Source organism: Micromonospora sp. DT228 (genome assembly GCF_049841595.1).
Classification (GTDB): Bacteria; Actinomycetota; Actinomycetes; order Mycobacteriales; family Micromonosporaceae; genus Micromonospora.
The window spans coordinates 119390-143896 of the sequence record NZ_JBNCKO010000001.1 but is presented as its reverse complement, the minus strand read 5'-3'; the positions used below and the strand labels follow the sequence as shown (position 1 = coordinate 143896).

13 protein-coding genes are annotated in these 24507 nt (G+C 68.6%); 10 read left to right on the top strand and 3 right to left on the bottom strand.

Annotation, left to right across the window (positions count from 1 at the left end):
* Positions 1-14: 14 nt before the first annotated feature.
* Positions 15-1601, bottom strand: a complete 1587-nt coding sequence (gene dacB / locus ACLQ29_RS00575; RefSeq protein ID WP_425769700.1) for a D-alanyl-D-alanine carboxypeptidase/D-alanyl-D-alanine endopeptidase — start codon at positions 1599-1601, stop codon at positions 15-17.
* Between the two features lie 63 nt (positions 1602-1664).
* On the bottom strand, positions 1665-2381 hold the full coding sequence (locus ACLQ29_RS00570) for an MIP/aquaporin family protein (protein ID WP_393366910.1): 717 nt from the start codon (positions 2379-2381) through the stop codon (positions 1665-1667).
* A 409-nt stretch (positions 2382-2790) separates the two neighbouring features.
* Between ACLQ29_RS00570 and ACLQ29_RS00565 the strand changes: the two genes are divergently transcribed.
* From ACLQ29_RS00565 to ACLQ29_RS00555, 3 genes are all read left to right on the top strand, one after another.
* Positions 2791-3072, top strand: coding sequence for an adhesin (locus ACLQ29_RS00565; protein WP_355032899.1), 282 nt, complete (start codon positions 2791-2793; stop codon positions 3070-3072).
* A 287-nt stretch (positions 3073-3359) separates the two neighbouring features.
* Positions 3360-3752 carry a cupin domain-containing protein gene (locus ACLQ29_RS00560; protein ID WP_425769699.1) on the top strand — a complete coding sequence of 131 codons (393 nt, stop codon included), beginning with the start codon at positions 3360-3362 and terminating at the stop codon, positions 3750-3752.
* Between the two features lie 38 nt (positions 3753-3790).
* Complete coding sequence (locus ACLQ29_RS00555; RefSeq protein WP_425769698.1) at positions 3791-5590, top strand: glycoside hydrolase family 15 protein; 1800 nt, start codon at positions 3791-3793, stop codon at positions 5588-5590.
* A 39-nt stretch (positions 5591-5629) separates the two neighbouring features.
* Here ACLQ29_RS00555 and ACLQ29_RS00550 read toward each other — a convergent pair whose 3' ends face one another.
* Entirely contained in the window at positions 5630-6820 is a 1191-nt protein-coding gene (locus ACLQ29_RS00550; protein WP_393366917.1) for a threonine synthase, read from the bottom strand.
* A gap of 142 nt (positions 6821-6962) precedes the next feature.
* Between ACLQ29_RS00550 and ACLQ29_RS00545 the strand changes: the two genes are divergently transcribed.
* The 7 genes from ACLQ29_RS00545 (at position 6963) to ACLQ29_RS00515 (ending at position 24310) form a co-directional block, all read left to right on the top strand.
* Positions 6963-7751, top strand: coding sequence for an aldo/keto reductase (locus ACLQ29_RS00545; RefSeq protein ID WP_425769697.1), 789 nt, complete (start codon positions 6963-6965; stop codon positions 7749-7751).
* A gap of 126 nt (positions 7752-7877) precedes the next feature.
* Positions 7878-8030 carry a hypothetical protein gene (locus ACLQ29_RS00540; protein WP_425769695.1) on the top strand — a complete coding sequence of 51 codons (153 nt, stop codon included), beginning with the start codon at positions 7878-7880 and terminating at the stop codon, positions 8028-8030.
* Positions 8030-8992: an N-acetylmuramoyl-L-alanine amidase gene (locus ACLQ29_RS00535; RefSeq protein ID WP_425769694.1), complete on the top strand. Its 963-nt coding sequence runs from the start codon at positions 8030-8032 to the stop codon at positions 8990-8992. The genes ACLQ29_RS00540 and ACLQ29_RS00535 overlap by 1 nt, the downstream gene beginning before the upstream one ends.
* Before the next feature lie 735 nt (positions 8993-9727).
* Positions 9728-12985, top strand: coding sequence for a hypothetical protein (locus ACLQ29_RS00530; RefSeq protein ID WP_425769693.1), 3258 nt, complete (start codon positions 9728-9730; stop codon positions 12983-12985).
* Complete coding sequence (locus ACLQ29_RS00525; RefSeq protein ID WP_425769692.1) at positions 12985-16536, top strand: LamG-like jellyroll fold domain-containing protein; 3552 nt, start codon at positions 12985-12987, stop codon at positions 16534-16536. The genes ACLQ29_RS00530 and ACLQ29_RS00525 overlap by 1 nt, the downstream gene beginning before the upstream one ends.
* A gap of 80 nt (positions 16537-16616) precedes the next feature.
* Positions 16617-23390 (top strand): polymorphic toxin-type HINT domain-containing protein, encoded by a 6774-nt coding sequence (locus tag ACLQ29_RS00520; protein ID WP_425769691.1) that lies wholly within the window; start codon positions 16617-16619, stop codon positions 23388-23390.
* Between the two features lie 155 nt (positions 23391-23545).
* Complete coding sequence (locus ACLQ29_RS00515; RefSeq protein WP_425769690.1) at positions 23546-24310, top strand: hypothetical protein; 765 nt, start codon at positions 23546-23548, stop codon at positions 24308-24310.
* The last annotated feature ends 197 nt before the right edge of the window (positions 24311-24507 follow it).

The window sequence follows — 24507 nt, the reverse complement described above, 5'->3', positions numbered from 1 at the left end:
CTCCCGGCCCTCGCTCAGCAGGTGATCGGCTTGACCCAGGAGCACTCGACCCCCTCCGGGGTCCGGGGCGTCTCCGGCACCGCCGGCGGTGCCATCCGCCCCGTGGTGGCCGCCCCGTCCTCGCGGTATCCCGCCAACGCCACGGCGATCTGGTCCTCCAACGGCTTGACCGACGCCGCCAGGTAGTTGTTCAGCAGGATGGAGAACGCCAACAGCCGGCCGTCGGCGCTTGTGACGTAGCCGGAGAGCCCGGAGACACCTGTCAGACTGCCGGTCTTGGCGTGCACGTTGCCCGCCGCGGGCGTGTTCGCCATCCGGCTGCGCAGTGTGCCGCCGACGAACCGGTCGGGTTGGCCGGCTATCGGCAGTGCCGAATACCAGGTGGCGAACCACGGTTCGGCGCGGATGGCGCTCAGCAGGTCGACGAACTCCGCCGCGGGGACCAGGTTGCGCCGGGACAGCCCGGACCCGTCGCGCTGGCGCAGTTGCCCGGTGTCCAAGCCGGCGTCGGCCACGTACTCGCTGATCGCGGTCAGTCCGGCCGTCCAGGTGCCCGACCCGGAGCGGACCCGGCCGATCTCCTTGGTCAACACCTCGGCGTGGCCGTTGTTGGAGAGCTTGAGGAACGGCGTCATCAGCTCACCCAGACTCATCGACTCGTGCCGCGCCACCGGGTCGGCCGTCTCCGGGGTGGGCTGGCCGAGCACGGTCCGGCCAAGCACCCGGACGCCGTGCCGGTGCAGCGCCGCCCGGAACACGTCGGCCGCGTAGCCGGCGGGCTCCTCGACGGTCACCCAGTCGCTGGCGGGCTCGTCTCCGACGGCGATCTGACCGCTCACCACGACCGTGTTGTCGCCGTGTTCGCGCTCGATCGAGATCGAGGTCGCGCCGTCGGTGACCGTGCGGGCGCGGTTGTCGATGCGCACGTACGCGGTGGGCGGGGTGGTGCTGATCACCGGTGCGGCGCCGGCCCGGGTTGCCGGGGCGGCGTGCACGATCACGGTGCCCGCGTCGTAGTCGGTGCTCGGCGCGACGGTGAGCGCGGACACCTGGGCGGCGTAGTAGTAGGGCTCGTCGTCCCAGGTCCAGTCGGGGCCGAGCCGGGTCTGGTCGTAGCGGGTGTCGTCGGCGACCAGGTTGCCGCCGACCACGCGCACGCCGTCGGCCGCGACCTGCGCGGCGAGCGCGTCGTAGTCAGTGGCGAGCATCGTCGGATCACCTCCGCCGCGAAGGTAGAGGTTGCCGGAGAGCAGGCCCGCGCGGCGCTTGCCGGTGGCGCGTACGTCGGTGCCGAAGCGGTGCCCCGGGCCGAGCAACTCAAGGGCCGCCGTCGAGGTCAGCAGCTTGGTGTTCGAGGCCGGGATCAGCCGACGGTCACCGTTGCGGTCGTAGAGCGTCTGGCCGGTGCTGGTGTCGACCACGACCACCGACGTCTGCGCGCCGGCAAGCCGGGCGTCGGCGAGGATCGTGTCGATTGTGGCGTTCAGTCGGGTCGTCGCGGGCGTGGGCGACTCGGCCGTGGCGCCGGGCGCTCCGGCGGTGGCCGCGACGGCGACGAGCGTGAGCAGCGCGAGGGCCCGAGGAAAGTGACGGCGATGCATGCGCCGATGCTGTCATGAGGCGTGTTCGCCGGAGAAGGGCCTCGGGCGTCGGTCCTCTCCGGACTACGTCGGCCGGCCGACCGACTTGTCGTGACCACCCCAGTAGTGCCGCTGGGCGCCCATCACCATCGGCGCGACAAGCGCGGCGAGCGCCCCACCGAGCAGCGGGAAGACGATGAACACCCAGAGCTGCCGCAGCGCCACGCCACCCTCGAAGACCGCCGGGCCGAACGCGCGGGCCGGGTTGACCGCGGCGCCGGTGAGCGTCACGCCGATCAGCTGGGTCGCGGCGAGGGCCAACCCGATGGCCAGACCGGCGGTGCCCGGATTCTCGCTACGACTGGTCACCACCAGGACGACAAGCACGAAGAGGAAGGTCAGGACGACTTCCAGCACCGCTGCCCCGCCCCGGTTGATGTGCGCGCCGTAACCGTTCGTGCCCAGCGCCCCGGTCTGGTCCGCGACGTCACCCCAGCGGGTCAACGCCCAGAGCACGAAGCCCGCCACTGTCGCACCGACGAACTGCGCGATCCAGTACGCCACCGCGCCGATCACCGAGATCTTTCCGGAGAGCAGCACACCGAGCGTCACCGCCGGATTGACGTGGCTTCCGGACAGTGGGCCGATCGTGTAGACGAGGGCGACCATCACGAAGCCGAAGGCCAGGGCGACCACCACCACGCCGCCCTGGACCCGTGCCGCGACGGCACTGCCGACCCCGAAGAAGACCAGCAGCAGAGTGCCGAGGAACTCGGCCGCGTACCGACGGAAGTCGCTCATGTATTCAGCGTAAGCGCAGGCCAGGTGCCTGTTTGTGGAATGGCCGTCTGTGATCGACACGACGGCAGGAACGGGCACAGCGGTGCTCACCGGGACGTTGCACCCGAGGTGGACACCCACTCCGCGGACGTCGTGGTGATCGGCGCCAACCGGGCCGGCCGTGCCGCCGTCAACGAGATTCGCGCCTGGTTGGCCCCGGCCCCCGCTCTCGACTGACCTGGCTCTATTTGACGGATGACCGGCCAGCGGGCACGGTGGAGGTGACGGGGCCGTCAGCTGCCCCGATTCGATGCGACGGCGACGACCGTCCGCCCTTCTGTCGCCTCCCACGTGTGCTCGTACGCGAGCCGACCGTCCGGTCTGTGCGTCACTGCGACCGCGAGCCGAGAATCCACGAGGAGTTCCGCCCATGCTCACCATGACCGACAACGCCGTGCTCGTCATCCGCGACCTCGCCAACCAGCAGGACGTCGCCCAGGACGGCGGCGTCCGCATCGCCGCCGACACCGAGGCCGGCTCGCTGACCGTGGAGTTGGTGCCCGAACCGGTGCAGGGCGACCGTGTGGTCGACAACCAGGGTGCCCGGATCTTCCTGGACGAGGACGCCGCCGAGCTGCTCGGTGACGCCTCGGTCGACGCCACCGTCGACGACGAGGGCGTCATCCAGTTCGGCTTCACCGAGCGGCAGTAGGCGCGCGCGGTGCTGGGGACAGGAGCGCGCGGCGCCGCTTCGACAGTTGTCGGAACGTCGCCGCGCTCTGGCCGTCTCCCACCATCGCAGCCGTTCGGCGGTACGCCGGCGGGGACCTGGCTCGACCGGCTCTTGGTGCCGGTCCGCGTACTCGATCCCCGGCCGGCGCGGATCCAAACCCGCCGACCGTGGGGAATTCCGCCATTCGCGAGTCCCGGCACCTCGACGTCTTCGCCATCCGTTCAGTCCCTGCGTGACGCGCCGACGTACGGGGTATGAGCGTGGTCATGGAACATTTCACGATCGCGACAGTCGCCGAGAAGAGTCCGGATTTCCGGCGGGTGCTGTGGACAGGCGAGCACAGCCAGTTGGTCATCATGACCATCCCCGAGGGCGGGGAGATCGGCGAAGAGGTGCACGAGGACGTCGACCAGATCCTGACCTTCGTCAGTGGCGTCGGCGAGGCCCGGGTTGCCGGCTCGAAGCGGAAGGTCGTCTCCGGCGACCTGGTGGTCGTACCCGCCGGGACCAAGCACAACTTCGTCAACACCGGCCCCAACCCGCTGGTGCTGTACACGGTCTACGGGCCGGCGGAGCACGCCGCCAAGGCCGTCCACCGGACCAAGGAGGAGGCCGACGCGGCCGAGGCGGCGGGCAAGGACGAGCCCCCCACCGAGTAAGGCGGTCTGATCCGGGCCGATGCGGGTACCCGCGGCGGGTGGAGCAGCAGCCGGCGATCTCCGACTACGGATTCCTCTCGGACTCCCGTTCGGGTGCCCTGGTCGGCAAGGACGGCTCGATCGACTGGTGGTGCCCGCACCGGTTCGACGGGGCCTCCGTGTTCGGGCGGCTGCTCGACCCGACCGCCGGGCACTTCCGGCTCGCTCCGGTTGGCGCCGGTGGGCCGGGGCACCGGGTGCAGCGCGCGTACCGGCCGGGCACACTCGTGCTGCGCACGGTGCACCACACACCCCACGGCAGCGTGGCGGTCACCGACGCGCTCGCCGCGGAGGTCGGCGCCCGCGCCCACGAGCTGGGGATGAACTCGCCCGCCGTGCTGCTCCGGGTGGTCGAGGGGCTGTCCGGCCGCGTCCGGATGGAGCTGGACTTCGCACCCCGACCGGAGTACGGCCTGCTCACGCCGTACCTGCACGAGCAGCCGGACGGTGGGGTGCTGGCCGGCGCCGGCCCGGTGGTGCTGGTGCTGCGCGCGCCGGGCCTGCGCCTGCGCGCGGGCCTCGACCGGGTGACGCACGAGTTCGAGGTGTCCGCCGGTCAGGTGGTCGGGGTGGACGTGGCGTACGGCGCCGCCTACGGCGACCCACCGGCCCGACTGGACCCGGTGGCCGCGCTCGCCGAGACGACACAGGCCTGGGACGCGTACCGGGACGTGCACGAGTACTCCGGCCGGTACCCCGACCTTGTCCGGCACAGCGCGACGGTCCTGACCGGCCTCACGTACGCCCGCAGCGGCGCGGTCGCCGCGGCGCTGACCACGTCGCTGCCGGAGCGGATCGGCGGCGACCGTAACTACGACTACCGCTACTCCTGGCTGCGGGACTTCTCGTTGACCATCCGCGCGCTCTGGGTGGCTGCCTGTCCCGACGAGGCGTCCCGGCTGTTCGCCTGGGCGTCGCGCTCGATCGGCCGGATCGGCGACCAACCGGTGCCGGTGCTCTTCGGGCTGGAAGGTGAGCGTGACCTCTCCGAGCACCACTGCCACCACCTGCGCGGATACCGCGACAGCAGGCCGGTCCGGATCGGAAACGACGCCTGGCAACAGCGGCAGCTCGACGTGCCGGGCGAGGTGATGTCGGCCGTGTGGCGGCTGCGCGACTACCTCGGCACGTCGTTCGAGGGCGAGTTGCGGGAGATGGTGCTCGGGTTGACCGAGCAGGTGGCGGCGACCTGGCACCTGCCGGACCGGGGCATGTGGGAGACCCGGGACGAGGAGCGACACTACCTGTCGTCGAAGGTGATCTGCTGGCTGACGCTGGACCGGGCGGTGGGCCTCGCCGACCGGCTCGGCGAGAGGGCCGACCCACGCCGCTGGGCCGCGGTACGCGACGAGATCCGCGAGACCGTGCTGCGCGAGGGGTGGAACGACCGGATCGGGGCGTTCACCGGCGCGTTCGGTTCGGCGGAGCTGGACGCCTCGGCGCTGACCCTGCCGGTGGCGCACTTCCTGCCCGCGACCGATCCGCGGATGCGCTCGACGATAGCCATGGTGGAGCGGGAACTGGGCACCGACGACGGGCTGGTCCGACGGTGGTCAACCGACCCGGGCGGGTTTCTGCTGTGTTCGTTCTGGTTGGTGGAGTGCCTGGTCATGGTGGGTGAGCCGGAGCGAGCCGAGGCGCTGTTCGAGCGGGTGGTGGGGTACGCCAACGACGTGGGGTTGTTCAGCGAGCAGATCGACCTGAGCAGCGGGGAGCAGATCGGCAACACCCCGCAGGCGCTCTCCCACGTCGGGCTGATCAACGCGGCCTGGCGGTTGACCGCGCCGGACAGCTACTGAGCTGACCGCGCCGGGACAGCTACTGAGCCGCCCGCCGGGTCACCCCAGCACGGGTACGCCGGACACGTCGACCGTGTCCGGATACTTCAGCCCCGCCCCGGTGTTGAGCACCACCACCCGCTCGCCGGCCCGGATCCACCCACCGGCGCGCAGTTGCCGCGCCGCCGTCAGGCAGGCCGCCCCCTCCGGGCAGAGCAGCAACCCCTCCCGGCCGGCGAAGTCCCGAAGGTCGGCCAGGAGGTCCGCGTCGTCCACGGCGACGGCCGTGCCGGAGGACTCCCGCAGCGCCGCCAGGATCAGCTCGTCGCCGAGCGGCGCCGGCACGGTGATGCCGAACGCCACCGTGTGCGCGTCCGCCCAGGGCCGCGCCCGGTCCTCGCCGGCGGCGAACGCCCGCACGATCGGTGCGCAGCCGGTCGACTGCACCGCCACCAGCCGGGGCAGCTTGTCGCCGACCCAGCCCAGCTCGCGCAGCTCGTGCAGTGCCTTGTGGATGCCGATCAGCCCCACACCGCCGCCGGTCGGGTAGATGATCACGTCGGGCGTCTGCCAACCGAGCTGCTCGACGATCTCGTACCCCATCGTCTTCTTGCCCTCCAGCCGGTAGGGCTCGCGCAGCGTGCCGGCGTCGAAGATCGCCCCGTTCGACTCCGCGATCAGCTCGGCGACCCGCCGGCCGGCGTCGCTGATCAACCCGTCGATCAGGCGCAGGTCGGCCCCCGCGGCGACGCACTCGCGCCGGCAGATGCTCGGGGCCTCCAGCGGCATGACGATCGTCGCGCCCATGCCGGCCCGCGCGGCGTACGTCGCCCAGGCCGATCCGGCGTTGCCGTTCGTGGGCATCGCGATCCGCTCGACCCCCAGCTCACGGGCCCGGCTCACGCCGACCGCCGCGCCGCGCGCCTTGAACGAGCCGGTCGGGATCAACCCCTCGTCCTTGACCATCAGGTCCGCGATGCCGATCTCGGCACCGTAGGCCGGGGCGCGCAGCAGCGGCGTCCAGCCCTCGCCGAGCGTCGTGACGTGCCGTGGGTCGCCGACCGGCAGCAGCTCCCGGTAGCGCCACAGGTCGGCCGGGCGCAGTCCGAACCGTTCCGGGGTGACCGCCTTCGCCACCGCCGGCAGGTCGTAGCGGGCCAACAGCGGGGAGCCGCACGCGCAGAGGTTGCGCAGCTCGTCGGCGGAGTGCTCCTTGCCGCAGCGCGGGCAGTCCAGGTGGGTCAGGTACACATCGCTCCTCGCCGTTTCAGACCGCGTCGATGCTCAACCAGCCAGTGCGCACCCATTCTGCGGCACATGCGACCGATGCGTTGGATGCCGGAGTGTCCGGTTCGCTCGGCGGCGGAGGGCTCGGCGGGGTAGAACGGACCTCATGGACCTCACCGACCAGCCCACCGCCCTGCTCCCGGGGGACGTAAGGATGCCCCTGCTCGGCTTCGGCACCTGGCAGGCCACCGGCCAGGCCGGTTACGAGGCGGTGCTGGCCGCGCTCGACACCGGCTACCGACACGTCGACACCGCCACGGTGTACGGCAACGAGCGCGAGGTCGGCCGGGCCGTGCAGGAGAGCGGGCTGCGCCGGGAGGACCTCTTCCTCACCACGAAGCTCCCGCCGAACCGGGTGGGCCAGGAGCGCGCGACGTTGGAGGCCAGCCTGGAGGCGCTCGGCGTCGACCAGGTGGACCTGTGGTTGATCCACTGGCCGCCGTCGTCACCGTCGGACAGCATCCCGCTCTGGCGGGAGCTGCTGGCGGCCCGGGACGAGAACCTGGTCCGGGCGGTGGGTGTCAGCAACTACAGCACCGGGCAGATCGACGAGCTGATCCAGTCGACCGAGGAGAACCCGGCGGTCAACCAGATCGAGTGGAGCCCGGCGCTGTACGACCGGCAGCGGCACGCCGAGCACCGGGACCGGGGCGTGGTGCTGGAGGGTTACAGCCCGTTCAAGACCAGCGACCTCAGCGACCCGGTGTTGACCAGGATCGCTGCCGCGCACGGGGTTTCCCCCGCGCAGGTGGTGCTGCGGTGGCACATCGACCACGAGATCGTGGCGATCCCGAAGTCGGTGACCCCGGAGCGGATCACCGCCAACTTCGACGTCTTCCACTTCGCGCTGACGGCGGAGGAGATGCGCGACATCGACGCGCTCGGCGACGTCTGAAGCGGCGAATTCCTTCATTCAGCGACCCGGTGATGAAGGGTGTCGACATTCACGTACGTGACGGTATAGCGTGCCCGTCATCACGTTCGTCGATGCGTTGGTACCCGACGTCGCTGGAGGATCGCCATGGCCCGAACCCCGTCCGTCCGTCTGCGCCGCCGTGGGGTGCTCGGCATCCCCGCCCTGGTGGTCGCCGCGCTGACAGTCGTCACCCGGCCCGCCGCGGCGAGCGCCGCGCCGACGGCCGAGTGCCTCGCCGACCTGCTCCAGGACGCCTGATGGCGACGATTGGATGGCTGGTCGACGTGCTGCGTGCGGCCGGAGTCCAGGTCGTCGTCGAGGGGGACTGGCTCAACCGGATGCGACCGGGCTCCTTCGACCCGATCGGGGTGCTCTGGCACCACACCGCCTCGACGTCCAGCGCCAGCAACCCGCACCCGGCGCTCGGCATCTGCATCAACGGCCGGTCCGACCTGCCCGGCCCGCTCTGCCAGGCGCTCGTCGACTACAACGGTGTCTTCCACGTCATCTCCGCCGGCCGGTGCAACCACGCCGGGGTCAGCGGCGGCAGTGGGCCGATCCCGGCCGGGGACGGCAACACCCTCATGATCGGGTGGGAGATCGACTACAACGGCGTCAGCCAGGAGATGACCGCCGCGCAGTACAACGCGTCGCTCGCCGCCACCGCCGCCGTGCTCACCCGCCTCGGCCGGAACAGCAGCTACGCCCGGGGGCACCGGGAGACGAGCACCACCGGCAAGATCGACCCGTCGTTCATCGACCTGAACGTGATGCGCGCCGACGTGGCGGCGAGGATGGCCGGCGGCACGGCCTGGTCCTCCACCGTGGACAACACGACAAGCGGCCGGTTCACCGCCAGCGCCAACTGGGGCGTGTCGTCGTACTCCAGTCAGCGCTACGGCGCCGACTACCGGTACGCCGGCCCGGTCGCGGCCAGCGACCCCGCCTGGTACCGGTTCAACGTGCCGGCGGCCGGCAACTACCGGGTCGAGGCCTGGTGGCCGGCGAACTCGGGCTACAACAGCGCGGCCCCGTACATCGTGGCTACCAGCACCGGCAACCAGACGGTACGGGTCGACCAGCGGGCCACCGGCGGGCAGTGGCGCGTCCTCGGCACGTTTGCACTCCCGGCGGGCGACGCCAACCGGGTGGGCGTGAGCCGGTGGAGCAACGCCGCCGGCCTGGTCATCGCCGACGCCGTCCGCCTCACCCGGGTCTGACCTCGGCCGCCCGCGCTTGACCTCCGAGGTCCGGGTCCGACCGTGGCCGTCCGGGCTTGATCGACTCGACTTTCCGGAAGTCGGGGTGTCCCGGGCGCGATGATGCCCCGACTTCACGTAACCCGAGTGAATCATGACGGTGGCTGATGCCCAGTACGAGGATTTGTCGGATGAGAAGCCGAGGTGGGGCGCTGTCCCTCCTGGCACGGCCGGTGACCGCGTCGGTCAACCCCGCCGGGTAGCGTTCTCCGCCTGCCTGGGAAATGGCGACGGGGCGTCCAGTATTCGGGATTAGCGGCGGCCGGCCAGTCATCGATACGGGCGTTGTCGCAGGTGGGAGGCGTGTCGACTCGTCAATTCGTAAACCTGTGAGTAGCCGATTGACCCGGGGTCCGATCGGGTAAGGGCTGCTTTCGCCGCCGACGCCACTGGGGACCGCACGAGGCCATGCGACCCGAATGGAGTTGCGGACACGGTCCACTGTGGTGGTTGAATTTCTGCCGGCCGGACGAATGTTTTCGGCCTTCGATTGTCGGGCAAATGCTGGTTGACCAGGGCTGGCGGAGGGCCGCCGGCCAACCCGCGCTGAGCAGGGAAGACTCCACTGTGTCACCGGCTTCGGCGAAAACGGTGGATTGTCGCCTTCGTCCTCACTGTTTGTGACGCTACTTGTGCGTAGAGCGGGCTTCTCCCTACAGTCCCGATCGATATCAGGGACACACGGGGGAGGGGTTCGTGGCAGGTCGAAAGACTGCCACCGTTCGTTCATGCCTTGCGGCAGGTGTTGCCGTGCTGACGGCGGTCGCATTGGCTGGCATATCGGGCGAACCGGCGGAGTACCTCGCCGCCGGGCCCGATGGCGTAACGGGTGGCGTACAAAACAAGTCCGACGAGGCGGTTTCCGCACGGACGGCGCGTAAGACCGGCAAGCCGGTGCAGGTCAAGAGCCTCACCTCCGAGACCACCGAGGTGTTCGCCCTGCCCGACGGGCAGTTCCGGGCGGAGCTGTCCCTCGGGCCGACCCGGGTCCGCCGTGGTGACGACTGGGTTCCGGTCGATCTCACCCTCCGTCGCGACGCCGACGGCACCGTCCGTCCCGCGGCACACCCCTTCGACCTCACGATCTCCGGCCCGCAACCGGAAGGCACCCACGAGCTGGCAGTGGTCGGCAAGGGTGACGACCGGGTGGCGGTCAACTGGGTCGGCGCGTTGCCCGAGCCGCAACTGCGCGAGGACCGTGCCACCTACGTGGACGCGCTTCCCGGCGTCGACCTCGTCGTCCGGGCGAGCCGGATCGGCCAGGAGACGCTGTTCGTGGTGAAGACCCGCGACGCCCTGAGTCGGGTCGCGACGCTCTCGCTGCCGGTGACCGGCCCCAACGTGGCGGACATCCACCGCGGCGTGGGCGGCGACCTCGCCATCAAGGACGCGACGGGCCGCACCATCGCGACGACCCCGGCGCTGAAGATGTGGGACGCGCGGGTCGACGCGCAGGGTGAGCCCACCAGCAAGACGCCTGTCACCTCCGCCGTTGCCAAGGTCGCCGGAGCCGCCACGAGGGGTGGCCTCGCGCTGACCCTCACGCCGGACCAGAAGTGGCTCGCGGCACCGGAGCGGAAGTATCCGATCACCATCGACCCGCAGATCAATCCTCTGTCCACCACCTTCGACACCTTCGTGCAGGCCAACGAGAGCACGGACCGGGGCGGCGAGGCGGACCTGCGGCTCGGCAAGCTCGGCACGACCGGCCCGATCACCAGGTCGTTCGCGCGCTGGGACACGACCGCCCTGGTCGGCAAGCAGATCAACACGGCGACCATCTCGCTGTTGAACTGGTGGGGGGTGCAGTGCGCCGCACGCTCCTGGCAGCTGTGGACGACCGGCTCGATCTCCGACGGCATCGTGTGGAGCAACCAGCCGGCCTGGAGCCAGTTGGAGAGCACCTCCACGGCGTCGGCCGGCTACGACGAGTCGTGCGACGACAACTGGGTCGGCGTCACCGCCACCAGCTTCTTCCAGCGGGCGGCCAACGCCGGCGACACCCGCGCGGACATGGGCCTGCGGGCGACCGATGAGACCGACTCCACGGCCTTCAAGCAGTTCCGGTCCCGCAACTACTCCGGCACCACGAGCGTGCCGAAGGCCAGCGTCACGTACAACTCGTACCCGGCGGTGACCGCGAGGTCGACAGTGCCGGCCACCAGTTGCGTGACCGGCTCCGGTCGCCCCACCGTCAACACGGTGACCCCGCAGCTCAAGGCCACCGTCTCCGACGCGGAGGGGACCGCCATGACGGTCTCCTTCGAGTGGTGGGCGATGAACGCCGACTCGCCGATCGGTTCGGCCGTCTATGCCAACGTCGCCAACGGGGCCACCGCAGCGGCCACGGTTCCGGCCGGCGCCTTCGCCGACGGCGGCATCTACCGCTGGCGGGTCAAGGCGTCCGACGGCGTGACGGGCAGCGACTCCTGGTCGTCGTTCTGCGAGATGCAGGTCTACACCACGGTTGCGCCGGTGGCCGGCTGCGCCAACGGCACGGAGAGTGACTTCAACGGCGACGGCGTCGCCGATGTCGCGATCGCCGACCCCGAGGCCACGGCGAACAGCCAGATCCGCGCCGGGCAGGTGCACGTCAGCTATGGCGGCGGGTCCACAGTGCAGACCCTGCAGGAGGGCGTCGACAAGGTGCCCGGAGCGCCCGAGCCGGGTGACCGCTTCGGCACCTCGATCTCCTCGTACGACGCCAACAACGACGGCTGCACCGACCTCGCGGTGGGTGTCCCGTTCCAGGACGTCTCCGGCCTGCAGGACGCCGGCGTCGTGCTCGTTCTGCTCGGCTCGCCGGCAGGGCTGGCCAAGGGGCCGGCCTCGCTGACCTACCACCAGGACGTCGCGAACGTGCCGGACGCGGCCGAGGCCTTCGACTGGTTCGGCTACGCGGTAGCCGGCAGCCGGACCGCCAGTGGCCAGCCGTACCTGGTCATCGGCGCGCCCGGTGAAGCCCTCGCGGCCCCGGTCACCGGCATCGTCCACTACATCCGGGGCAACGTGAACGTGGCGCTCAGCCAGGGCGCCGGCCTCCCCGGCGTGGCCGAGATCGACGACCGCACCGGCTACGCGGTGGCCGCGTCCAAGTACCACTGGGCCGTCAGCTCGCCGGGTGAGGCGATCGGCACCGAGGTGTTCGCCGGCGCGGTGAACGTCTTCAGCCACACGCTGACCAGTGGGCTGCCCACGCTCGCCGCCGAGCTCAACCAGGACTCCGCGACCCTCTCAGAGACCGCCGAGGCCAACGACAACTTCGGCAAGTCGATCGCCCTTGCACCATACCGCCCAGTCGGATCGGCGCAGGGCACCCCGGATTCCCTGCTGGTCGTCGGGGTGCCGGGGGAAGACGAACTGGGCGTCCGACCGATCGTCAACGTCTCGGACGTCGGCACGGCGCATGTCTTCCATGTCACCGGGGCCAACACCTACTCGGCGATCAAGTCCTACGGCTACAACGGCCGGATGCCGAACCTGAGCAGCGGCGACTACCTAGGCGAAAAGGTTGTCGTGGTGAACACCAACCCAGCGGCCGAGAGCACCGCTTCGACGATGTTCGTCGGCCTGGGAGTCCCCGGTCAGGAGACCGTCTACACCGCGTCAGGGGACGGCGGCGCCCAGTCTGCCCAGGGCGAGGGAGTCCCGATGGACACCGGTCAGGTGTGGGTCTTCTCCGTACTGGCGGAGCAGACCATCCCCACCCCGGTCAGGATCGAACGCAACGGGACGAGTCTGCCGGGCAGCCCCCGAACGAATGAGATCGTCGGCACCTCGCTCGGGGCCACCTCGAAGCGGCTCCTGGTGGCGACCCCGTACGGCACCGACGCCGTCTACGGCTTCAGTTGGTCGAGCCTGGCCAGCGGGTCGTCGGCGCCCACCGAGACCTGGCAGCCCGGCGTGAACGGGTTCCCGGCCAACGTGAGCACGTTCGGGGCGGCGGTCAACTGATGAAGAACACGAATGTGCGCAGTTCAACGGGGGAGGACCTGACGGTGAGCCGTCGTACGAGAAAGCGGGGTCGGCTCTTCACGCTCGGCCTCACGGCCGGCCTCGCCGGCCTGCTGGCCGGGACCGCCTTCGTGGCCGCTCCCGAGCCGGCCCCACCGACCGCGCCGGTGGCCGCCCTCGAGACCGACCCGGTGCGCGACACCGAGGCCGAGGCGCTTGTCGCGGCGGCGGACCTCAACCAGCCCGTCGAGGTGCTCGCGCAGCGCGGCGAGTATCGGGACGTCTTCGCCCAGCCGGACGGGACGCTCATCGCCAACGAGTACAACCAGGCGGTGCGAGTCATCCGGGGTGACACCTGGGTGCCGGCCAGCGCGGCGCTCGTGGCCCAGTCGGACGGGACGATCACCCCGGCTGCGGCGTTGCTCGACATGCGTCTGTCCGGCGGTGGCACCACGCCCCTCATGGTGGTCCAGCGCGACTTCCGGGTCATGACCCTCACCTGGCCCAACTCCCTGCCCACCCCGACCATCTCGGGCGACCAGGCCACCTACCCGGAGGTCTTCCCCGACGTGGACCTGGTGGCCAACGTCACGGTCGACGGCTTCTCCCACGTCCTGGTGCTGAAGACCCCCGAGGCCGCGAACCTGCCCGAGCTGCGGGACCTCCGGCTGGGGGTGACCGGCGAAGGGCTCGACATCGAGGAGACCGCCGAAGGTGGCGTGGTCGCTCTCGACCCCGCGACCGGCAACCCGGTGATGGAGGCCGACGCCCCGACGATGTGGGACAGCGGCAACCAGGAGGGCGGCGGGGAGGCCCAACGCGGCGCCGCCGCGACCACCGAGCCCGCGGACCCGGACGACGCTTCGGCCCGGGGTCCCGGGGAGGACTCGCGGGTGGCGAAGGTCGGTCTCGACTACACCCAGGGCACGCTGCGTCTTGCCCCGGACGCCGCGATGCTCGCCAACCCGGAGACCACCTATCCCGTGTACGTGGACCCGGTGTGGCAGAGCAACACCAACAGCGCCTGGGCGATGGTCGACAGCGGATATCCGTCCGAGGAGTACTGGAAGTTCGACGCCAAGCGTCACGAGCGGATCGGTCTCTGCCCGAGCTCCTGCAACAACTCCAAGGTCAAGCGCGTCTTCTACCAGTTGGCCACGCCGTACGCCGGCAAGACCATCCTGGAGGCCAAGTTCCGGGTGACCCTGCAGCACGTCTACAACACCACCGCCCGCGCGGCGGCGCTCTACCTCATGCCCTCCGGGATCAAGTCCAGCACGAACTGGAGCAACCAGCCCGGCGGGTCGGGGTGGTCGGGTGCCACGCACCTGGCCAACAACTCGCCGACAAAGGTGCAGTCGTCGTGCACCGCGACGAACCAGAACACCGAGTGGGAGGCCAAGACCGCGGTCCAAACGGCGGTGAGCAAGGGCTGGAGCAGTGTCACGCTCGGCCTCCGGTCGGTCAGCGAGAGCGACTCCACGCACACGAAGCGGTTCTGCGACAACGGCGTGCTCTCCGTCCGCTACAACCGGGCGCCGGTGATCGCGAACGAGTCCGAGCTGACGATGTCGCCCGGCGGTGGCTGTGTGTACGGCTCGGCCGCGCCCTACTCGGACGTTCCGCCGCGGCTCAACGCCGTCCTGCGGGACCCGGACCACTCGTCCGCGCACACCGAGCAGGTCAAGGCCGAGTTCAAGGTCACCTGGACGCCGGCCGGTGGGAGCCTGCAGACCCGCAGCTACACCACGCCGTTGAAGGCCAGCGGCTCGGTGTTCAGCTACTACGTGCCGTCCGACATCGCGCAGAACGTGCCGATCTCCTGGGAGGTCCGGGCGAGTGACGGTGTGAGTTGGGGACCCTGGAGTTCCGACGGCGCGCGTAACGTCTGCCAGTTCCTGTACGACATCACCAGCCCCAGCGCTCCGGACGTGGACTCGCTGGAGTATCTGCCCGATGACGCGATCGACACGACGGCCGACTGTCTCGACGACGACCAGTGGCGCGGCTCCATCGGGGTCCAGGGCAGCTTCACCTTCGACTCGGCTGCCACCGACGTCGTGGAGTACCAGTACAACTTCAACGACAGCGCCACCGTGTCGGTCAAGCCGGCGACGAGCGGTGGCCCGGTGACGATCAAGTGGACGCCCGACAAGGAAGGGCCGCGGCAGCTCTTCGTGAAGGCGATCGACGTGGCGAAACGATCCAGCACGATCGCCACCTGCACCTTCCGGGTGGGTAAGCGTCCACCGGTCTCGCAGTGGCCACTGTCGGACATCGCCACCGCGAAGGTGGCGAGCGACCAACTCGGCGCACACGATGCCAAGATCGGTAGTGGCGTCACGTTCGGCGTGGCGGGGTCGCTCGGTCCGTGGGACACCGCCGCCACCTTCGACGGCACGTCCAACGCGTACCTCGTCACCGAGAACTCGGTGGTGAGCACCACCCGCAGCTTCTCGCTCACCGGGTGGTTCCGGGTGGACGACCCCAACCGGCGCCAGGTGGCGGTCAGTCAGGACGCCACCGGCGAGCCGGGCTTCAGCCTGGGTGTCGACCAGGGCAGTTGGTTCTTCCGGATGCCGACGAACGATGTCATCAACCTGGGTGAGTGGAGGGTGAACGCGGGTCCGGCGACCACCGCCTGGACCTTCGTCACGGCTGTCTTCGACCGCACGAACAACAAGATCTCCCTCCAGGTCGGTACGGGTGCCCCCGTGGTCAAGGACCGACGTTCGCTTGTCGAGGCTCGCGGTGCCCTCCAGTTCGGCCGCCACACGTACAAGGGCGGGGGCTACTCCGACTTCTGGAAGGGCGCGATGGCGGACGTCTCCGTCTTCGACCGTCCGGTCGTCAGCGAGGACACGGTCGGCCTGGAGAAGCACAAACTCGACCGTAAGGGCTACTGGCAGCTGAGCACCGAGACCTCGGGATTGAGCCCGAACTACGACGCCGGCGGTGAGGCGCTTCGACTCGGCAAGCCGAGCACTCTCATTCGGACCACCAATCCGTTCAACTCCATGCTGGGTGCGGGATACCTGCAGTTCACCGGCAAGGCCGGCGAGTACGCCGAGACGACCACCCCGGTCGTCGACCCGGCGGGAAGTTTCACCATCTCCGCTCGGGTGCGGTTCACCAGCAGCTCGCAGGGCCATCAGATGACGGCGCTCTCCATCAAGGACGCCACTGACAACAGCATCGTGACCATTCGCGGCAACGATGCGGGGCGTTGGGAGATGGCCGCCGCCGGTGTCGAGCAGCCCGCCCAGTTCGACAATGCCCCGTCCATTTCCCCCAAGGGCGACCACGTCGCGCTCGTCTACAACGGGTACAGCCGAGAGCTGCTGTTCTATCTCAATGGCCGACCCCTGGGCCTTCAGTTGGACAAGCCGTTGCCCACTCTCAGCAACGTGCAGTTCGGCCGGTCCGTCGTGAACAACGCCGAGAAGGACATCCTGTCCGGGGCGATCGACGACATCCGGATCTACAACGGCATCGCCGACAAGGTCAAGATCGATCGGCTCACCATTCCCGCCGAGCAGCCCAACCTCTGACACCACAAGCGTTGGGGCCGTCCTTGCGAGGGCGGCCCCGATGCCTCATGCCTTCTGACCGACAACCCTGGGGAGGGTGGATGTTCTCCCGACTACTGGGCACGTCCGGCGCGGTGCGGCGCCGGGCAGTGCGACAGGTGTCCTGGGCGATGACCATCGTGATGTGCGCGAGCGCCATCCAGGTCGTCAATGCCCCCGCATCGGCTGCCGCCGAGCGCAAACGTCCGACGGCAACCGACGTCGGCAAGACCGTTCCGAACCGTGCGCCGCTCGGCGTGAAGCCGCGTACGCCCAATCCGGGTGCGGCCCCCGCCACGACCACGCCCGTCAAGGTCACCTGGCCGGCGGCGGGAGCCACCGAGATCACGGTGCCCGCCCCGCCCGCCGGCGCAACCGAGCAGGCCGGCGCGCGTACCGTCGCTGGGTCGACGGCACGCGGACCGGCCGCGACCGGCAAGGCCGGCGGCCTCGCGGTCTCGGTGTCGGCCGCTGCCAACCCGGCGAAGAAGGCCGGCACGTCGCCGGCTTCCGCACCGGCGAAGGTACGCGTCGAGGTGCTCGACCGCGCGGCCTCGGAGCGGGCCCGGGTCGACGGCCCGCTGGTGCGGGTGAATCGCGCCGACGGCCAGCAAGGCGCCGGCGACATCCAGCTCGGTGTCGGCTACGACGGCCTGGCCGGCGCTTTCGGCGGTGACTTCGGGTCGCGCCTGAAGCTGGTGAAGCTGCCGGACTGCGCGTTGACCACCCCGGAGAAGACCGGCTGCGCGCCGGAACCGGTGCCGACCGTCAACGACGGTGAGTCGCGCACGGTCTTCGCCACGGTGAGCGCGGCCGCGTCGGGCTCGACCTTCGCGTTGGCCGCGACCGAGTCGTCCTCGCAGGGCGACTACGGGGCGACGAAGCTCGCCCCGTCGTCGAAGTGGTCGGTGGCGCCGTCCACCGGCGGGTTCTCCTGGAGCTACCCGCTGCGGACGCCCCCGGTTCCCGGTGGTGGCGCTCCGGGCATCACCCTCGCGTACTCGTCGCAGTCGGTCGACGGCCGCACCGCCACGACGAACAACCAGGGCTCCTGGCTGGGTGAGGGCTTCAACTACGAGCCTGGGCACATCGAGCGTCGGTACAAGTCCTGCGCCGAGGACGGCCAGGACCAGTACGCCGACCAGTGCTGGGCGTACGACAACGCCACCATCCTGCTCAACGGCAAGTCCACCGAGCTGGTCAAGAGCGGCGACACCTGGAAGTTCGCGACCGATGACGGCTCGAAGGTGGAGCGGTCCACCGGTGCCGACAATGGCGACGACGACGGTGAGTACTGGAAGGTCACCACGACCGACGGCACGCAGTACTTCTTCGGCCTGAACAAGCTGCCGGGCTGGACCACCAACAAGGAGGTCACCGGGTCGACCTGGACGTTGCCGGTCTACGGTGACGACGCCAAGGAACCGTGCAACAGCCCGACGGGCGGCTTCACGGCCTCGTACTGCAACCAGGCGTGGCGGTGGAGCCTCGACTACGTCAAGGACCGCTACGGCAACGTCAGCTCGTACTACTACACGCCCGAGACGAACTACTACGCCCGGGGCAAGCGCACCGATGTCAACGGTGTGCCCTACCACCGCGGCGGCTACCTCAAGCGGATCGACTACGGCCAGCGGGACAACGCGGTCTACACCACGAACGCTCCGGCCCGGGTGCGGTTCGACGTCAAGGAGCGGTGCCTGGCGACCGGCTCCATCGACTGCGACCCGCAGGACCTGAACACGACCACCGCGCCGTACTGGCCGGACGTGCCCTTCGACCGCAACTGCAACAAAGACACCAAGTGCAAGCTGGACCAGATCACCCCGACCTTCTGGACCCGGGCCCGGCTGACCGACATCACCACCGAGATCCGTGAGGGGAGCGGCTGGGCCCCGGTCGACACCTGGAAGCTCGACCACCAGCTCCTCGACAACGGGGACGCCTCCCGCACCCTCTGGCTGCACAAGATCACCCACACCGGCCTGTACGGCACCGACATCGCCATGCCGTCGGTCGAACTGGGCAATCTCCAGCTGCCGAACCGGGTCGACCGGGACAACGACAACATCGGTCCGCTGGTCCGGCCCCGTCTCGCGACGGTCTGGACGGACACCGGTGGCCAGATCGACGTCAACTACGCGGACCCGGACTGCACCAAGAGCACGCTGCCGACCGAGGGCAACAGCACGCGGCGCTGCTACCCGGTCAAGTGGAACCCGTACGGCAGCGGCGACCCGATCACCGACTGGTTCTTCAAGTACGTGGTCTCCGCGGTCGTCGAGACCGACCGCACCGGTGGCGCACCGGACATGGTCACCAGGTACGACTACCGGGACGGCGCCGCCTGGCGGAAGGCCGAACCCGACGGGATCTCCGACCCGAAGGACCTGACCTGGAGCGAGTGGCGGGGCTACGGCAAGGTCATCGTCACCGTCGGCAACGGCCAGACCCAGACCACGAAGACCGAGTACCGCTATCTGCGCGGCATGCACGGCGACAGGATCCCGGACAGCACCGATACCCGGGACGTCCGGGTGGAGGACTCCGCCGGCGTCACGCACATCGACTACGACGAGCTCTCCGGCCACCAGTTGGAGAGCACCGTCTACGACGGCGGCTCAGTGGTCAGCCGCAGCATCGCCACGCCGTGGCGGCACAACACCGCCACCGAGTCGCACAGCTGGGGTGCCAAGAAGGCCTGGTTCACCAACACCTCGGTGACCCAGAACTTCGTCGCGCTCGCCGCCGGCGGCTGGCGGCAGACCAAGAACATCTCGTCCTTCGAGACGACTTTCGGTCGGGTCACCACGACCGAGAACCTTGGTGACGTCGATGTCACGGGCGACGAGGCGTGCAACACCACCACCTACGCCGACAACTCCAGCCTCCACCTGTACAGCCTGGTGGCGCGTACCGAGTCGTTGTCGGTGGCCTGCGGCACGTCGTCGGTGGACCGGAAGACCCAGGTCATCTCCGACACCCGGACCCTCTATGACGGCAAGGCCTTCGGGGTGGTGCCGACGCTGGGCAACCCCACGTCCTCGGAACGGCTGGCGAGCCACAACGGCACCACGCCGACCTACCTCACGGCCGCGTCGGGGACCTTCGACGCGTACGGTCGACCGCTCACCGCGACCGACGCGTTGGGCAACACCACAATCACCAAGTACACCGAGACGAACGGTCTCACCACGAAGGTGGACGAGACCAGCCCGCTCGGTCACATCACCACCACCGAGTACGCCCCGGCCTGGGGCAGCCCGATCAAGCAGACCGACCCGAACAAGCTGGTCAGCCTGTTGGAGTACGACGCGCTCGGTCGAATGGTCAAGGTGTGGATGCCGGACCGTACCGGCGCGACGGGGCTGAGCCCGAGCCTCAAGTACAGCTACCTGATCCGCACCGACAAGCCGGTCGCGGTCAAGACCGAGAAGCGGCAGAACGACGGTTCGTACAGCGTCGAGTACAAGCTGCACGACGGTCTGCTGCGGCCGCGCCAGGTGCAGACCGAGGGGCCGAACGGCACCCGGATGATCGCGGACACCTTCTACACCGCGACCGGAAATCTGGACAAGACGTACGCGACCTACAACGCGGCCGGTGCTCCGACCGACGCCATCTTCCCTGCCCGTAACGGCGAGGTCGACGGTCAGACGCTCTATGTCTACGACGGGGCCGACCGGGTCAAGGCGGAGATCTTCGCGGTAGCGGGCAACGAGAAGTGGCGCACCAGCACCACGTACGGCGGCGACCGGGTGTCGATCGACCCGCCCGAGGGTGGCACCCCCACCACGACGATCTCCAACGCCATCGGCCAGAAGACCCAGCTGCTCCAGTACAAGGGCGCCGGGCCGTCGGGGGCCTTCGACAAGACGGACTACACCTACAACCGCTCCGGCCAGCTCGCGTCGGTCACCGATCCCGCCGGCAACGTCTGGAAGCACGAGTACGACCAGCTCGGCCGCAAGGTCAAGTCGATCGACCCGGATGCGGGCACGTCGACGATGACCTACGACAAGCTGGACCGCCTGACCAGCACCACGAATGGTGTGCAGCAGACGATCAGCACCACGTACGACGCGATCGGCCGGACGACCGCCACCTACAAGGGGACCGCCGAGACCGGCACGCTCCTCAGTAGCTGGATGTACGACATCCAGCTGCTCGGGACGCTGTCCATGACGAGCCGGTGGATCGACGGGGTCGAGTACGCCACGTACTACACCGGCTACGACGAGTTCTACCGGCCGCACAACACCGACTACCAGGTGCCCGAGCACGCCGGCACCGAACTCGCCGGGATGTACGGCTTCGCCACCGAGTACAACCTGGACGGCACCGTGCGGGCGACGGGCATGTCCGGCGGTGGAGGCCTGCCGATCGAGAGCATCGCCTACACGTACGACGGCATGGAGCGGTTGATCGCGACCGAGGGTGCCGTGCCGTACCTGCTCGACGTCGACTACTCGGCCACAAGTGAGGTCATCCAGACCGAGGCGAAGCTCGGCGCCAACAAGGTCTGGTCGACCTACGGGTACGAGCAGGGCTCCAAGCGCCTGACCAACCATCGGTTGGACCGCAGCGGCGCGCCTGTCATCGACATCGACGCCCGCTACAGCTACGACGCTTCGGGCAACATCACCCAGATCGCCGACACTCCCTCGGGCACCCGGGACGTGCAGTGCTTCACCTACGACTACCTGCGCCGGATGGACCGGGCGTGGACGTCGGCGAGCACCGCCACCGACCCGTGCGCCGGAGGCCCGTCGACGACGGGTGTGGGCGGGGTGGCTGCGTACCACCACGCCTACACGTACGACGTGGTCGGCAACCGCAAGACCGAGTCGCAGTTCGCCGCCAACGGCACCTCGATCAAGGAGCGCGCCTACACCTACCCGGCCGCGGGCAAGCCGCAGCCGCACACCCTGAGCTCGATGACCGAGACGACGTCGGCGGGGTCGAAGCTCCACGAGTACGGCTACGACGCCGCCGGCAACACCACGCGTCGAACGAAGGTCGGCGAGGACCAGACCCTGAAGTGGGACGCCGAGGGCAACCTGGAATCGGTCACCGACGTCGGGGGCAAGAAGACCAGCTTCCTGTACGACGTCGACGGCTCCCGGATGCTCCGCAAGGAGCCGACGGCGACGACTCTCTACCTGCCGGGAATGGAGATCCGGCTCGACCACACCACGAAGGTGACCGACGGCACCCGCTACTACGCCCTGCCGGGCGGCGGCACGATCGTTCGCAAGATCAACGGCCTGCACTACGTCGCCTCCGACCACCACGGCACGGGCCAGGCGACGGTCGACGAGAACGGTGCCATCGTGCACCGACGGACCACGCCGTTCGGTGAGGCCCGTGGCGGGTCCCCGGCACCGGGGCAGTGGCCGACGGAGAAGGGTTTCGTCAACGGCAACCAGGACGCGACCACGGGCCTGGTGAACATCGGCGCCCGCGAGTACGACACGGTCACGGGTCGGTTCATCTCGGTCGATCCGATCATCGACATCGGCGACCCGCAGCAGATGCACGGGTACGCGTACGCCAACAACAACCCGATCTCGTTCTCCGACCCCGACGGCCTCAAGTCGTGCTCCGACGACGCCTGCGGTCCCGGTGCCGACTACGAGGACATGTACGGCAACTACCACGACGTCAAGGGTCACAACGACGGTTGTGGTGGGTGCTCGGGCGCGTACGACCCGGACGAGCCGACCAAGAACGCCTGGAACAACCCTCGGGCCAGCGACGAGGACCGCCGGGCGGCAGCGGCAGCCGCAGCCGAGAAGGAGCGCCAGGCACGGATCGCGCGTGCGAAGCAGAAGCTCCTGAACGCAGCCAAGGCTCTCGCCAAGATCATGATGGACGAGCTGGGCATCACTGACGCCCTGGACTGCTTCATGAAGGGAGACCTGGGTGGCTGCCTGAATACCGCCATCAATGTTGCCAGCTCCGCCCTCGGTGGCGCGCTCGGCAAGCTCGCCGCGAGATATGGGGCTCCTTGGAAGTGGAAGAAGGCCGCCAATCTTGCTAGCAGGGCCAAGGGGCTTCTCGGTGATCTGATAGATGGTGCCAAAGACTTCTTGAAGCTTGGTAAGTGCAACAGCTTCGCCCCAGGAACTCTTGTTCTTATGGCTAACGGTACGCGCAAGCCGATTGAGGACATCGAGGCTGGCGACGTCATCCTGGCCACCGATGCGCTGCCTGGTAACACTGTTGCCAAACAGGTGGTGGCAACCATCATCGGCTCGGGAGCTAAGAACCTAGTCCGAATCACGGTCCGTGTCGATGAGCAAGGAGACAGCAGTACTGGCAGCGTGGTGGCAACTGACGAGCATCCTTTCTGGGTCCCAGACCTACGTGAATGGGTGGATGCTACGAACCTGTCGGTTGGTCAGTGGCTACGCACCTCGGCTGGCACTCTTGTACAAATCTCCGCGGTTGATCGTTGGACCACCCAGCAAACGGTGTACAACCTCACGGTTGACGACATCCACACGTACTATGTGGGCACCGGCAGCACCTCAGTCCTCGTCCACAACGCCAATGCCAGTTGTTCGGTGCACGGTGGGCCCACATCCGTACCAAATCGTGATCTGCGTGAGCCGCAGGACTGTACCTGTGATCGGACCGATGAGCTGAACCTGGCTGAAGAGAACCGAATCGTCACAAGCGCAGAAGGCGTCAAGGAACGCCGTACGCATAGTGAGGCCCCGGTGAGGGCAGCCGAGAAAGTCTTGAAGCAGGCTGCTGACGATCCGATCACGGGTGGTATTCTGGGCGTAACTCTGATTGCTAGGGTGTTGGTGAGGGGGCCGAAGCAATGAGTAGCGGCGTCACTGGTGGTCCCAAGGAGCCGGGCAGCTCCGCCGGGGTCGCAGTATGGCGGTTCCTCAAGGATGGAGGCCGTAGGAACGGCATCTTGTTGCTGGCGTACCCCCGTTCCGCCTCTGAATTGATATTCCAAACATGGGTGCTAGCAATGCGCCGTACGTTCTCCCGAGATGCGGGCAGCGAACGTGTGTCCGCGTACCTGGAAGGTGTAATCAATCGAACGGGCAGGTCGGCGTCGGCCCTCCATATTGCTGAGCTAATTGACCTGGCGTTCAATAATTCCCCTGCCGCGGGTCGCAATGTGAAGAAGAATCTCATGCCGATTCTTGCCGACTTGATGCAGAGCCAGTTCCCAAGCAGCGATCAGTGTGCAGAGTTGGTGAGCGCGGCCGAAATGCGGGCCGACCGGCTACGTCGCAAGAGTCGGAAGGGGTTTACACGTGAAGGGCGAGGGGGTGCCCTGCATACGAGTGGGCCGAGGTCAGTAGTCGGACAGATCCTGAAAGCGCAATCCTTGTATGATCGAAAGCTTCTGTCGGCGCTGCCCGATGTGGAGCCCAGTCAGGCGGTGGCTGATCTCATTGACCGCGCAGTCGCCGTCGTGCTTAAGGAGCGATTTCCGCAACCTCCATCTGTGGAACTCTTGAGCAAGTTCGCGGCTCGGGTAGCGAACTCGTCCCGCGACGTTCGGCTAGACAAGATCCTTGCGGAGGAAGTGGTCCGTGATGTTCTCCTGTCTCGGTCAACCAACTCTGTTGATTCGACGGACGACCTCTTGCTGCACGCAAAGATTATGACGTTTGTGCAGGCCGTGGAGGACATGGGAATGTATTCGCGGGAGGTTGACTCAATGATCAGTGCAGCCGAACGTGCGGCCGAGGATGCAGGCGTCCGTCTGAAGGCGATGCCTTGATCTAGCGTGCGGTCGTAGTCCCGAAAATGGGTTCTCCTGACAGGAGATAATCGAGATAAATATTGGGTGAGGGGGCCTCCTGCGACCCCTGGGCCGCATCGGAATTTGTCAACAGTTGGTAGAAGACTTTCAGTAACACCTCGGCCCCGCCAAGCAGAGCTTGGCGGGGCCGAGGTCTGGCCTGAAGGTGATAGTGG